Source organism: Rufibacter latericius (genome assembly GCF_003721515.1).
GTDB lineage: Bacteria > Bacteroidota > Bacteroidia > Cytophagales > Hymenobacteraceae > Nibribacter > Nibribacter latericius.
In genome coordinates this window covers 1-13,892 of record NZ_RJJD01000002.1, presented here as the reverse complement: position 1 = coordinate 13,892, position 13,892 = coordinate 1, and the positions used below count along the sequence as shown (strand labels likewise).

At 44.6% G+C, this 13,892-nt stretch carries 9 protein-coding genes; 2 read left to right on the top strand and 7 right to left on the bottom strand.

Going from position 1 to position 13,892, the window contains the following annotated elements; all coding sequences use genetic code 11:
- Window positions 1-277: 277 nt before the first annotated feature.
- From EFB08_RS03990 to EFB08_RS03960, 7 genes are all read right to left on the bottom strand, one after another.
- A complete protein-coding gene (locus EFB08_RS03990) occupies window positions 278-1,453 on the bottom strand; it encodes a zinc-dependent alcohol dehydrogenase (RefSeq protein ID WP_123125655.1) in 1,176 nt (391 codons plus the stop codon).
- A gap of 32 nt (window positions 1,454-1,485) precedes the next feature.
- Window positions 1,486-2,265: a YgaP-like transmembrane domain gene (locus EFB08_RS03985; protein WP_123125654.1), complete on the bottom strand. Its 780-nt coding sequence runs from the start codon at window positions 2,263-2,265 to the stop codon at window positions 1,486-1,488.
- A 343-nt stretch (window positions 2,266-2,608) separates the two neighbouring features.
- Window positions 2,609-3,172: a hypothetical protein gene (locus tag EFB08_RS03980; RefSeq protein WP_123125653.1), complete on the bottom strand. Its 564-nt coding sequence runs from the start codon at window positions 3,170-3,172 to the stop codon at window positions 2,609-2,611.
- Between the two features lie 12 nt (window positions 3,173-3,184).
- A complete protein-coding gene (locus tag EFB08_RS03975; RefSeq protein WP_123125652.1) occupies window positions 3,185-4,342 on the bottom strand; it encodes a zinc-dependent alcohol dehydrogenase in 1,158 nt (385 codons plus the stop codon).
- Between the two features lie 465 nt (window positions 4,343-4,807).
- Window positions 4,808-5,968 carry a zinc-dependent alcohol dehydrogenase gene (locus EFB08_RS03970; RefSeq protein WP_123125651.1) on the bottom strand — a complete coding sequence of 387 codons (1,161 nt, stop codon included), beginning with the start codon at window positions 5,966-5,968 and terminating at the stop codon, window positions 4,808-4,810.
- 337 nt (window positions 5,969-6,305) lie between these two features.
- Window positions 6,306-6,962 (bottom strand): response regulator transcription factor, encoded by a 657-nt coding sequence (locus EFB08_RS03965; protein ID WP_123125650.1) that lies wholly within the window; start codon window positions 6,960-6,962, stop codon window positions 6,306-6,308.
- Window positions 6,963-7,190: 228 nt separating this feature from the next.
- Window positions 7,191-10,706 carry a sensor histidine kinase gene (locus EFB08_RS03960; protein WP_123125649.1) on the bottom strand — a complete coding sequence of 1,172 codons (3,516 nt, stop codon included), beginning with the start codon at window positions 10,704-10,706 and terminating at the stop codon, window positions 7,191-7,193.
- A gap of 1,304 nt (window positions 10,707-12,010) precedes the next feature.
- Here EFB08_RS03960 and EFB08_RS03950 point away from each other — a divergent pair.
- Both EFB08_RS03950 and EFB08_RS03945 read left to right on the top strand, forming a co-directional pair.
- Entirely contained in the window at window positions 12,011-12,610 is a 600-nt protein-coding gene (locus EFB08_RS03950; protein WP_123125647.1) for a hypothetical protein, read from the top strand.
- A 63-nt stretch (window positions 12,611-12,673) separates the two neighbouring features.
- Window positions 12,674-13,108 carry a DUF7878 domain-containing protein gene (locus EFB08_RS03945; protein ID WP_123125646.1) on the top strand — a complete coding sequence of 145 codons (435 nt, stop codon included), beginning with the start codon at window positions 12,674-12,676 and terminating at the stop codon, window positions 13,106-13,108.
- The last annotated feature ends 784 nt before the right edge of the window (window positions 13,109-13,892 follow it).

Sequence of the window (13,892 nt, the reverse complement as noted above, 5' to 3'; positions counted from 1 at the left end):
GTGCTCCTTTATTTTGGTCTATTATAGCGGTAGGAATAAACCGGCTGCTTTGTTTTTCTATTCCTATGCTTGATTTTGTTGTTTTACCTTTTTTCACTCAGCCGATTAGCCCTTCACTAGTTTCTTCTCCTCTCCGGATTTGGCTAATGGCAGGTAGTATAGAGTTCCTGCTCCCAAAGCGGGCAGGAACTCTGTGGTAATGCTAAAGGGCACCAGTACCCCAAATGAGGGATAAAAGCATTTTTTACTTTTTGCCTGAATAAGACACTGACTTGCTTTATCCGGCCGGGGCAAACACCGAACGCATGTTATTGTTTGCTTTTTCTTTGAACATCATATACCCTTCCTGGCCTTTATCCAGTGGTAATTTGTGGGTGAGCAAATAGGCTGGGTCTACTTCTCCGCGGGCTACAATATCCAGTAGTTTAGGAATGTACCGTTGGCCAAACTGCTGGCCCATCCGGAAAGTCAGGCCTTTGTTCATGGCCGGTCCCATTGGGAATTTATCTATAAATCCTCCGTACACCCCTATAATTGATACCGTTCCGCCTTTGCGGCACGCCATAATTGCCTGCCGGAGCACGGAAGGCCTATCACTCTGTAGCCGGGCGTATTGCTTGGCGTAATCATACACCTTTTCAATTCCGGTGCTGTTGGCTTCCATGCCCACGCAATCTATACAGCGGTCCGGTCCACGGCCCCCGGTCATTTGTTTCAAAGCTTCCAGCATATCCACTTCTTTAAAGTTCAGTACTTCGGCATTTGCCCTGAGACGGGCTTGCTCCAGCCGGTATGGGTACTGGTCAATGGCGATTACCCGGCCGGCTCCCAGCAACCAGGCGCTGTGCATGGCCATCAGGCCAACGCCGCCGCAACCCCATACCACCACGGTGTCGCCCGGTTCAATGCCGGCGAAATCGGCTGCCATATACCCGGTTGGGAAAGCATCTGAGGTAAATAAGGCGGATTCGTTACTTACCCCATCCGGTACTTTAAAACACACATTATCTGCGAAGGGAACCCGGGTATACTCGGCATGGCTGCCGGCGTAACCTCCCAAAGCGTGAGAATAACCAAAAATGCCTGCTACGGGGTAGCCGTAAGCCTTCTCGGTCCATTCAGGTTCGGCATTGGAATTATCGCACAACGAATACTCCTCCCTATCGCAGTACTCACACCCGCCACAAGCTAAAACAGAGCACACTACCACCCGGTCGCCTTTCTTTAGGTTTTTTACTTCGGGGCCAACTTCTACAATTTCGCCCATAAACTCATGGCCAATTATATCGCCGGAACGCATGGCGGGAATATAGCCACCCAGCAGGTGCAAATCTGAGCCGCATACCGATGATAAAAAAACGCGCACAATCGCGTCACGCGGGTTCAAAATAGTAGGATCTGGTACGCGTTCCGTACTCACTTTATTGATTCCTTCCCAGCAGATGGCTTTCATAGGTTACTTATTAAATTTTAGAAAATGTGTCTTTAGTAGTTCTCCTCTTTGCGGCCGGAGGGTTGGCCAATTATGGTGGGAATTTCTCCTGCTTCCAGCAGACGCTTAAACCGGCGAACGTCCTGTTTTACCAGTTCCTTAAAGGCCGGATTCAGCAATCTGGCGGCTAGCTGCCCGGCAGCTCCTGCCGGCGGTCTGTAAGAAATGGTAGCTTGCACCACGGTGCCCCGGTTAGCGGGAGCATCTGTAAAACGGACCTCACCGGAATTTTCAACTTCAGAACCAGGCAGGGAGCGCCAGGCAATCAGGCTATTTTCCTCTTCGTGTGTGATTTCGGCTTCCCATTCTATTGTAGTGAGCTTCTCTTTGTAGATAATATTTTTGGGCACCTTGGCTACCCAGTGCGAGCGCCGGGGACCTGTTCGCCGCACATCTTCCAGGTATTGCATAAACCTGGGCAGGTTTTCTAGCTGGCGCCAGAATTGGTACACCTCTTCACGTGGTTTAAGTATGGTAACGCTGGAAGTGACTTCAAATCCCTGGGTTTCAGGATGAGCCGTATCTACGTGCAGGACCTCATTGAACGGGCAGAAACCCGTAGTTCCCCGTAGTACCAGGTAACCGCCCACTGTGGCTAAGCTTTTCCCGAGAGGAGATTGCTTTCTGCCCCAACCGTAATAGGCCAAAGCCGCACCACCCAACACTGATAATACTCTGCCAGATGTACCTACATTGGTGAAGCTTTTCGTTTGCCCCTGCCTGGCAGATTGTTTTGAATTAGGCGGACCAAATGTTTTAAATGCATTAGCCATAGGGTTTAAAATTTATTATGAGTAAAAATCAGTTAGTAGATGATTTAATAAGAAGGACCAGTAAATAGTGAATAGTGCAACGTGGGAAGTTTATCCTCCCTAAAAGGCTAGCTGTTTCGTTCTGGCACGGACGCTCCATAAGCAAATGGCTAAGGCAGGCAGGTGTATAGAATATTGGAACCTATAGAATTAGCAGCGTCGGCTTTGAGCATGGAGGTAAAGTCGCTCCTATTCTGCTCACCAGTTTAAGTGGTCTTGCAGGACACAGGCGTACCTCAACCCTATAGGTATCAACCCAAAAGTTGTTCAGCCAGTGACAACTTTTGAGTTGATACTGTATAGACTACCTCCTTTCCAGAAGTTGCTTATTCAAGGATCTTCTTTTAAACCATAAGACACCTGCAGTTATAAGCAAAGCCGTAGTAGCTGCCCTGCCAAGAAAAGCCGAACGGTTATATTTCCATTCAGCACTCCAGCCCCTTTCTTTCCAGGGGTTGGGAATAACGCCGTGTTTCAGGTCATTGATTTTTCCCTGTATTACGTCTACCCGGTCTGCCAGAATGAGCGTCATCCAGTGCGTGGCGGTGGCTTCGCTGTACTTATAGGCATACCTACGTATTGCACCACTCAGGCCTGCCGGGGGTGTAGAAGTACCGAAGACACGCGTAACACCGGGGCGCTCAATGGAATGAAAGACCTCCATGTCCAGTGGCTGCTGGGACGCCTTTTCATAATTGAGGCGTTGGTGGTCAGCCCCGTTATAATGCTTCATGGGGTAAGTGGGATCATTTTCAGGATCTGCATCCATGCCCCAGCCGGGTATATTTAAGGCCAGATCAGCCATATTGCGGTTGGCGATAACCCTGTCCTGGAACTCATCTATTCTGTTTTCTAATGCATTCTTCATAGTAAAACGGTTTTAAACGTTGGCTCTTGGAGGAATCAACACAGGTTTGATCATGTAGTCCAGCTTTTTGGAAAACATGCGATAGGCATCTGACACTTCCTCCAGAGGCAGCCTGTGCGTAATGATTTCCTTCGGATTGATTCTGCCGCTCATGATATGATCAATCAGCTTGGGAAGCAGCCGTTTTACCGAAGCCTGGTTGCCCCGAATGGTAATGCCTTTATTCATTATACTGCCCAGGGGGACTAGGTTCCAGGGCGGCCCGTATACCCCAATGATGGACACAATACCACCTTTTTTAACAGCATTAACAGCCCAATGGAAGGCAGTTGCATTACCTGCCTGCAGCAGTAATTCTTTACCGGTAATGTTTTGCAGGGTACTGCCGGTGGCATCGCAACCCACGGCATCAATACACACGTCAGCGCCAAAGTAATCGGTGGTTTTTTTCAGGAATACCACCGGGTCTTTCATTTCTCTGAAGTTGTACGACTCGGCGAACGCAAATTTGCGGGCAAACTCCAGGCGGTAGTCTAATTCATCAATCACAATAACTCGTCCGGCACCAAAGAACCAGGCAAACCGGGCCGCCAAAAGACCTACGGGTCCGGCGCCAAACACCACCACGGTATCACCTTTCTGGATGCCAGCCTGCTCTGCCGCCTGGTAGCCGGTGGGCACCACGTCTGTCAGGAGTACGGCATTCTCCAGGTCCATACCTTCCGGGATGATGGTGGGGCTCACATCGGCATACGGTACCCTAACGTATTCGGCCTGTCCTCCATCATACCCTCCCCCCGTGTGGGCATAGCCAAAAAAGCCCCCTACGGCGGTGGCTTCTGAATTAGCCTCATGGCAGTTACCAAACAATTCCTGTTTGCAATGGGGGCAGGAGCCGCAGGCAATATTAAATGGTACCAATACATGGTCGCCCACTTTCAGTTTTTTTACCTCTGATCCAACTGCTTCTACCACACCGGTAAATTCATGACCAAAGGTCATCCCCACCCGTGTGTCGGGCACTAACCCGTGGTACAGGTGCAAGTCCGAGCCACAAACCAGGGATCGGGTGACCCGGACAATAGCATCCATGGGATGTTTGATCTCTGGTTCCGGTCGGTTGCTGTCTGCCCTAATTTGAAAAGGGCCGCGAAAGTTCATTGCTAGCATAAGCGGTTTTTTTAGGCATAAAGAATTAAGCAGAAGTGAATTTCAAACCCTGGCGTGATAGAAGGGTTACAGGGGGACATTTCTTGAATAAGAGGAAAGCCATAAAAAGACACCTATTAGGCAACCGATAAGTACAAATTCTTTAGAACCTGTTTATTACACAGTGTAATGGTGTTGTGGTTTATGATGAGGCGTTTTGGACTTGGTTTGGCTAAAACGGTATAAAAACAATATGGGGAACAGTTTAGTACCAATACTGACTACCTTACAATACTAAACCATGAAGCACTACTTTGCTTAGGTAGCAAACTGAACCTTCTGGATTTCAACGCCTCTCCCTAACGTTCGGGAAAGCTTCTGTTTCCGGGCTAAATTTTGAAAAGTCTGCTAAAACTAAGTCTGCCTAAGCTCAAGTAGCTTTTTCGTTTACTTTAAGCTTACAGTCCACCTACCATGGAGGAAACCCTAGGGTTTAAGTACCACCTTCACGCAGTTGTCTTCTTTATCGTTGAAGATCTGGTACATGCGGGCAGCTTCACTCAGCGGCACCTTGTGCGTAATAATGTCATCCAGGGTTACTTTGCCTTCGGCTACCAGGGTAATCAGGTGGTCAATATATTTCTGTACCCAGGCCTGGCCGCCCCGAAGCGTAAAGTTCTTTTCCCACCATTTCTGCACGGGGAATTTGTCATAGGGGTAGCCATAGGCACCAACTACTGATACCTTGCCGCCTCGCCGTACGGCGTCAATACAATTTTCCAGTACCTTGTCGCTGCCTTTTTCGGCGTGCAGTACATTGCCTATTTTTTCCAGCGTGGTTCTATCTGCTTCCATGCCTACGGCATCAATACAAACGTCGGCGCCATAGCCACCGGTCATATCCACAATGGCTTTAACCGCGTCTACCTGATGGGCATTAATGGTTTCGGAACCGGCGGTTTCGCGGGCTTTCGCCAGCCGGTAATCATAAATATCCACTCCAATTACCCGTCCTGCGCCATGAAGCCAGGCAGCTTTCTGGGCCATTATACCAACCGGACCACAACCAAATACTACTACCGTTTCGCCCGGCGACACGTTTGCCCACTCGCAGGCCGCCCAGCCGGTAGAAAATATATCGGTCAGGAATAGTATTTTTTCGTCCGGAATACCATCTGGTACTATCCTAGGGTTGTAATCGGCGTAACGTACGCGGGCATATTCCGCCTGGCCGCCGTTTTTATCGCCGTAGGTGGCGGTGAAACCATATAACTGGCCGCCGCCGTGCGCTTTTGCCAGGTTACCATCCTGGCTATAGGTTTTATCATTGGAGTTTTCACAGTGGGTGGCTAAGTCATGCTGGCAAAACATGCAGTGCCCGCATCCAATTGGAAATGGAACAATTACCCGGTCTCCTCTTTTTAATTTGGACACACTGCTGCCTACTTCTTCCACAATACCCATAAACTCGTGGCCAAGAACTAAATCATGCGGCTGGGGCATAAAGCCGTTGTAAATGTGGAGATCAGAACCACAAATGGCTGTAGAAGTGATGCGAACAATGGCATCGGTTGGTTCCTCAATTGTTGGGTCATCAACATTATCTACACTAACATCTTTGGGTTTGTGAAATACTAAAGCTTTCATAGGTAGATGGGTTAAGGTGATAGTTGATTTAAGAATGCATTCAGTAAGGTGGAGATGATAAGGAAGAAAACGCTTGAAAAGTTGGGAGCGTTATACTGATTTATGCTCTATGAAAACACGGAGGAACGGCAGAAAGCACTTAAACCCGGGAGGAATTCACGGATATTTGCACCAGAAATGGTACTTTTTAGTATGGATTTTACTCAGAGGCCTATCAGGTAAACTTATAATAAGCTTCCATTGATAAGCATTTACAGGATGACTACGGGTTATACGTAAAGCCAAACCTTAACCATTATAACCTATTAGAAATACGGGGGAAGGATTACCCGCCTGGTTAATTGAGTAAATGATGGGTGGCTGCGTAAGCAATAAGAGAAGCGGTATTTTTAGAATTTGTTTTTTCAAGCAAATGCTGCCGATGACTTTCTATGGTCCGTTTGCTGGTGAAAAGTTTATCCGCCATTTGGGTAGTGGTATAACCCTGAGCAATCAGGCTTAGAACTTCCAACTCCCGCTTGGTAAGATTACTTTCTGTTTTTTCCTCGGGCGTTGGTATTTTGTTATCCTCCAAAGGAATTTTTCCGAGTAGCTTTAGGGATATGTGCGTACCAATATAGACCTCGCCCCCAGCCGTTATTTGAATTGCCCGAACCAGTTCTTTGCGGCTTACTGTCTTGGTCAGGTACCCGTTTGCTCCCGCTTGCATGGCTTCCACTACAAACCGTTCATCTTCCAGCATGGAGAGAATGAGTACTTTTACCAAGGGGTGCTGCTGCTTTATTTGACGGGTGGCCTGTAAACCATCCATATCTGGCATGCTTATATCCATAAGCACTACATCTACCTCTACTTGTTTAAGAAGCTGCACCAAATCAGTTCCTGATTCTACTTCGTCTACCAGGTTTATACCGGCGTCCGGAGAATTGTTCAGCATGGTTTTTAAACCTTCTCTTACAAGTGCGTGATTATCAGCGATAGCTACTTTTATCATTTCAAGTTTTCTGGAAAGTTACCCTGGATAAAGTACCACGTAATAAAGCACAAGTAGTAACAAAGCATAAGAACCGGGCAGTAAAGAACCGGCAGAAAAAAGGCGTTTAAACGGGGTATTTTCCTGGTCATGGAAATAAGTAAGATCAAGGTACCTTTCATTACTCACCTTCTGCCTTTAATGATTTACGGTGCTGCTACATCCTCTTCTTCTTATTTTATACGTATTTTATAAAACAACTTCTGTTTTACGGACGCCAGGATGGTTGTTTTTAAGGGGCAATTTAATGGTGATGGTTGTTCCGGGACCGGAAGAATAGATATCTAGCGTTCCGTTCAGTAGTTTCACCCGATCACCTATACCTATCAAACCCATTCCCTTACTTGGAAGTGGCTTTGCCTTAAATCCTTTTCCGTTGTCCTGGGCTATAATGAGAATACCACTTTTTTCTTCCAGCACGGTTATAGAGGCCAGGGTAGCATGCGCATGTTTCACAATGTTATTCAGCAGTTCCTGAACAATCCGGTAAATAGCGGTTTGGAGGTGTTTTTCTAAAACTGATTTAAAATCAATCTTGCAATGCACTTTGAGGTTTTTAGTACTTAATTGCTTGCATATATCCACCAGCACGGCAGATAATCCAAAGGTTTCCAGCACGGTTGGGGTAAGCTCATGGGAGATGGTTTGGGTAAGTTCAATGGCATTGGTCAATAGCTGGTCTGTTCTTTGCCAGAAGGCCTTTGTTTGGGCTGCGCTTTTTACAGACTCCTCTGGGTTGAGCAGGTCTAATTGCATCTTAACGGCAAAAAGAACTTGCCCTAACCCATTATGCAAATTTTCAGCAATCCGTTTTTTCTCTCTTTCTTCGGTTTCTAAGATGGCATGCAGCAACTCCTGTTGCTTCTGGAGTTCCCACTGCAGGCGTTGCTCTTCCAGTTTCTTGCGTTCTGTTATATCCTGAAAAGTTAGTACTACACCATCTCCCATTTTTACCACTATAAACTGAAACCAATGGTGTAAAGCATCATAGGGGTACCAGACTTCAAAGTGAGCGGTTTTTCCAGTTTTGTTCACTTGCTTCATCTTATCAAAAATTCCAACTGGCTTCGTACCCGGATATTTATCTGTTAATCGCTTCCCCACCAAATCATTTTTCTGTAAGAAGTTATCCGTTACCTGGTTTGTAAGAATCCACTCGAAATCAATCAGCTGGTTTTCTTCATCGCGAATGGCCCTGAAAGCCTGAATACCGTTTATGGAAGCATCTATAACCGCTTTGAGTAGCTGCCTGTTCTCTTGTAACTCTTGTTCGGCAATAACCCTTTCGTGGATGTCTGTTACCGTACCTGCCCAGGAAGTAATGTTGCCGGCGTGGTCTTTTACGGGCTGGGCAATGACTAACTGCCAGCGATAGGCGCCATCCCCACGGCGCATGAGAGACTGTTTCCGGTATTCTTTCCCCGAGGCAATGGCTGTTTTCCATTCCTGTTCTACCTGGGCTCGTTCAGCCTCCTGGTAGATTTGGTCCCATCCATACTCCTTCATCTGCTCAAAGGTAAGGCCGGTATAATCGTAGGTTTTTTGGTTATAGTAGGTACTGCCCCCATTTGTAGCCGCGGTCCAGGCCATCTGAGGCAGGGAATCAATAAATTTCCTGGTCCGTTCTTCGCTCTCCCGCCGTTCAATTTCAGCTTTTTTGATGGGAGTTACATCCACGTTCCAAACCAGAATACCATCGTTTATTTTCTCGTAATGTTGTTCAAACCAGCCATCTAGCCCATCGGCATGGTATTTTTCCAGTTGCTGAATAGGTTCACCGGTTTCCATTACCCGGAGTAAACACTCCCACGCCCCAGTACTTTTTAAAGATGGAAAAAAGGCAAGCACCGTATTACCTACCATTTTCTCCCTGGATATATTCGCATACCTGGCCTGTACTGTGTTAACCATAAGGTAGCGGAAATCAGTAATCTTTCCCTCCTGATCCCGTATAGCCGCCAATAGCTCCATGCCGCCAAAAGCCGTATCTACAATGGTTTGCAGTAATTCAGCCTTTTGGGTTAGTTCTGCTTCCGCTTTTTTCCGGTTGGTTATGTCCGTCCAGGTAAGAATTAGCCCATCCCTATACGGCACCCCCATGGTCTGAAACCAGGCAGTAAAATCTTTATACTGGTCAAAGTGCTCATAATCCAGAACTTGCCCGGTTTCTACTACTTTCCTGCACTGGTGAAACATGCCGGTTTGTCTGAGCTCAGGGTAAGTGGCAAGCCATTTATGTCCCCTTAAGTCCGTTCGGCCGGCGTACCGCTCCGTGGTATGATTCACCAGTAACCATTCAAAGTCTATTATTTCCCCGGCGTCATTTCGCACCGCCTGGAAAACTTCTATGCCGTTTAGCGACGCATTAAAGGTAGCTTCCAGTAAATCTTTAGTCTCTTTTATTTCTTCTTCTGCCCGTTTCTTTTCAGTGATGTCCTGGGCCGTTCCTACTATTTTGATGGCATTGCCGGCTTCATCACAAACCACCTTTCCATTACTTAAAAGGTAGCGCATTTCACCATCTGGCCGGTAAATTCTGCGCGTGTATTGGTAAGGATGTTTAGACTGAACAGCCTTACCAATTATTTCCCGTACCTGAGCAGCATCTGCCGGATGGGATATAGAATCAATAAAATCCAGGTCCGGAACAAGGCTTTGCAGTTGCAGGCCAAGTAACTGGTACATGTTATCTGAAAACCGGAATTTCCTGGTAATCAAGTCTCCTTCATAACTACCTGTTTGCCCTATTGCTTCGGCTTTCCGTAACAAGGCTTCGCTTGACTGGACTTTTTCCTGAGCCATCACCTGGCTCGTAATATCCTGAATGGTTCCGTAGACTTTCAGCGGCTTTCCTTGCGCATCTGGGGTTAAAACGGCCCGCCGGTGAACGTAACGAATGGTGCCATTGCGCCAGATTATCCGGTGGGTTAATTCTAAAGGTTCCAGAAAGATTTGTGCCTGCCAAATGCGTTCCCGCAAAATCTCCCGTTCTTCCGGATGCGAAAAGGCAATTAATTTTTCAGTTGTAATTTCCTCACTCTGAGGTTCTAAACCGTAGATACGGTAAAATTCATCAGAACAATTAAGGGTTTCTTCACTATAATTTCGCTCAAAGCTGCCGATGTGCCCCAGAGCTTGGGCTTCCTTAAACCTACGGTGTTCCTCTTCCAGTTTTTCGTAAGCCCGTTTAACTTTCTCTTGCCCAATGTACCACAACAATTGACTTTCGTTAGCAATTGCTTTGGTGTCTTCTTCCTGCCTGGTCAGGTTTTCCAGTTTATGGCTTTGCCGGATAATTTTTATAACATCTTCTACCCTATGTAAAATGTAAAGCACCTCGCCTTTGTCATCCAGTACCGGGGTGTTTAAAGATTTCCAGTAACGTTCCAGCTTAAGGTTGGGCCTCTCCGGATCTTTTAAGTTAAAGTGCTGCACCGGCATGCTATCTGGCTTTTTCGTTTTCAGTACCCTATCAAAAGATTGCTTCAGGTGCCGGAGAATTGCCGCATCCTGCTGATCCTCCTGACTGGTAAATACCTCAAAAAAAGAGTTACCTACTAACTGTTCTCTGCTCGTGAAGGTTGATGTAAGATAGCTTTCCGTCACGCCTTGGATAACAAAGTCTGCGGATAATACCAGGTAGCAGTCAGGCAGGGCTTCAAAAACCTGGGGCAGGTTCAAAGAAAAATCTGGGGTGGAATGCATAGAAGTAAATGAAAGAAGCCTAAGCTATAAAAGAGCACCAGCAGTTAAGCCTGAACCAGAAAGCGGTTTTAGTTGACTAGCTATCTGTTCACCCAAGAAGCCTGAAAAGACTAAAAAGACCTAAGAAATAATGTATTCTACAGAATAACTGTAAATTAAGTATCCGGCTAAAGTATACAGTATAACGGAAGTACCATTTATTAAAGCCATAAAACAAGCAGTTACTTTCAGAAAGGCCTAATAAGAATGAAAGAGCGCCGGCTCTTTAACTTACTATATACGAAACAGGAAATCCAAGGCGTATTTACTGATTTTTATTCCACCATTGAGTAGAATCAGGAAGTTTAGGCCCAGTTTAGTAACTAATACTGACTACCCTCCAGTACTAAACCCTGAAGCACTACTTTGCTTATATGGTTAATACGAGTTTTAGGTTTTTAAAAGCCACAATTCCATTAAGACTTCTACCATCTGCCAACAACACGCCAACGTCTTCCTTGCCGCCTTGACACCAGCTACCGCAAACAAATCCCCGGCTGCATCGGCAGAGATGCGAAGCGCCCAATAGAGGTGTTGTATGAGGCAATAAGGTAAGGCTGTCTGTTTAGTGGTTGCTTTTGAGAAAATAGCCGCTAAATAGAAAATACAATGAGAGGGATATATATTACATTCGGGGGAGCAGTTCCGTTTATTTGACCACCGTTGGTCAGGTAAACGGAAGTTTGGCTCTGTTCAAGGTGTAAATAACCGGAACAGCTCCTTATACACAGTAGTTGTGGCAAATTTGAATAACTAAAATATCAAATAAAGAAAGTGGACAATCAAACATTACTTATTGCTTCGATTTTAGGAATAGTTGCATTTTCATTAATTGCAAGGTACTTCTACCGATATGCAGACGGAAAAGCCAATGTACAAGGGAGCGACAAGAAAGAAAAATACCTGGAATGGCAGGAAACTCATGGAGCCAGCTTGAAAAAGGCGATTAAAGTTTTATCCATCATATTTGGGGTACTCATGTTATTTCAAGTCCTAAGTCTACTTTAAAGCAAACTTCAGCTATAAATGCGTATTCGGCCTGACTTTCAGAAAACGGCTCAAAACGAACAAGAGCGAGTTTTCCCAAACTTTGGTAGGCTTTTTTCGGGCTACTTTTCCCAAAACAGGCCAAAAACAGAAATAGAAGAAGAAAACTAGGCAGGCATTGCAGAAAAACAAACTTGCCACAACAAGGTGTAAACGCCAGCCTTCGGCCGACGGCCTCGCCCGTCGATTACACAAGACGTTAGCAGCAATTAGAAAAAATGAACTTACTCAATAGAATCTTTGGCAAGAAGGCAACTGGTACGGAAATCGAACCTGCATCAAACCAGGAGAAGATTAATGTTGAGCACGCAAAAGAAACTGCACCTTTCGACGGGAAACTGAAAGAATTTTCAGAAGTAGTAAAAAACGCTATTTCATTTTACAAAACTTACTCCTGCTGTTGCGCTTTTCCAAGGTTCAGGCAAATTGTATCAATTGATTGCACTGATTACGGTAATTCTTTCTCCTGCTTTGAGACGGAAATTTTTATCAAGCAGGCTAAAGAGCACTTCAAAGTTAGAAAAATCGACAGAATAGAGGAAAATGTGTCAGAAGAGTGGACTTGTAAGAAATGTGATTCAAAATATATCTACGGCTGGTCTGATTTTAGCATAGCAATAAGTAGGCAAGTTCTTAAGCCTCAGAAAATAAAAGTGACGGAAGTTGGTGCGGAGCCGCTCAAGCCAATTCCTTTGTTCGTTGGGCCTATCGGACACTCCTACCCAAGCAGAAATGAATTAACGCCTACAGACAAAGAGGGCTTTGAAAATTATATAAAAGCGTTAAATAAAAATAACAGCTACAACGAACTAGTATAAAAGTCAGCTTCGGCCGACGGCCTCGCCGTCTTTTATACTAGTTCGTTGTAGCACAATTGAATTATGATAGAATTTGAAATTGGCCAGCTTAAAAGGGCTTTTGGCGACAACAAACTTTTTGGAGATGCCTATCTTGATTCTGTTGCCAATTTAGAATGCAGCTTTGATTTCAAACTCGGAGATGATATTGTCTTTTCAGAAGTGCATTGGAATCTTGTAGAATTTACTGAACAATTAGTAAAATGGATGAAGTCTGGGTTAACCAGTAATTTCCAGTACTACTGTATGGATATTGACGAAGAAGATATATTCAGCTTCCAAAAGGTAAATGACAAATACATATTCAGGTCGGTATGGGCAGAAGCAGCTATAGAAAGGCTTTTGCAACGACAAGAGATAGTGAAGTTCATAGAAAGCATCAGAAAAGTAACTATAGAACGGGTACTTAACGAACTTGGGGTTGATATAAGAGAAATAGATAAGCTTGAGCTTAAATAAAATCGTGCTACAACACAATGCATACACAACTCTTGCTTCGCTACGGGCTATGCATGCACGAGGCCGTTAGCTGATATATTAAAATTTTATACATTAGGTCATTACCCTATGAATTTTTTCTACGATTATATTTATTACAGAGTTAACCAGTTCTACTTTAAAAAAGATGGAAGGAATGGCAATCGGTCAATTATTCTTGTTTTATTCAGTATAATTGGGATAATAGGAAATGTTTATATTGTTATTATGCATGCTTTAAATATTTATAATCCCAAGGGGATTCCTCTTATTGTAAAGCTGGGGATTTATGTATCCATGTTTGCAATTTATTACTTCGTTAATAAAAAATATAATGGCAAGTACAATAAATATAGATTTTTTTGGAAAAATGAATCTAAACAAACTCGTTTTTATAAGGGTATATTAGTAATATTAAGCATAATACTGCCATGGGTTACCTGTTGTATTATGGGCCTCAAATGGAGATAATTAAGTAGGGGGCCTGTTCATTATAATAATTTATCTACCACCTGATGCCACCAAGTAATTTTCTTAACATTAAAGCGGGATTTTGGAAGGTAAAGGCTTTTTTTTGACCTGTTTTTCTATAAACAGGTCAAAAATTCCTTTTCTAAACAGGTTAAGTATTTAGATTTGCTATTTTAAAATTAAAATTATATTATATAAAATACATCAGCTAACATGAACTCTGTTAAAAGTCAATAAAATCAGGCGGAAAATCTTTTAAAATCCGGTTGGTAGGCAACACCCGAATGAATAATAG

Coding starts and splice junctions, on each gene's coding strand:
- EFB08_RS03980 (WP_123125653.1), bottom strand. CDS start 3,172: ATGAAGAATGCATTAGAAAACAGAATAGATGAGTTCCAGGACAGGGTT.
- EFB08_RS03950 (WP_123125647.1), top strand. CDS start 12,011: ATGAACTTACTCAATAGAATCTTTGGCAAGAAGGCAACTGGTACGGAA.
- EFB08_RS03975 (WP_123125652.1), bottom strand. CDS start 4,342: ATGCTAGCAATGAACTTTCGCGGCCCTTTTCAAATTAGGGCAGACAGC.
- EFB08_RS03985 (WP_123125654.1), bottom strand. CDS start 2,265: ATGGCTAATGCATTTAAAACATTTGGTCCGCCTAATTCAAAACAATCT.
- EFB08_RS03990 (WP_123125655.1), bottom strand. CDS start 1,453: ATGAAAGCCATCTGCTGGGAAGGAATCAATAAAGTGAGTACGGAACGC.
- EFB08_RS03960 (WP_123125649.1), bottom strand. CDS start 10,706: ATGCATTCCACCCCAGATTTTTCTTTGAACCTGCCCCAGGTTTTTGAA.
- EFB08_RS03945 (WP_123125646.1), top strand. CDS start 12,674: ATGATAGAATTTGAAATTGGCCAGCTTAAAAGGGCTTTTGGCGACAAC.
- EFB08_RS03970 (WP_123125651.1), bottom strand. CDS start 5,968: ATGAAAGCTTTAGTATTTCACAAACCCAAAGATGTTAGTGTAGATAAT.
- EFB08_RS03965 (WP_123125650.1), bottom strand. CDS start 6,962: ATGATAAAAGTAGCTATCGCTGATAATCACGCACTTGTAAGAGAAGGT.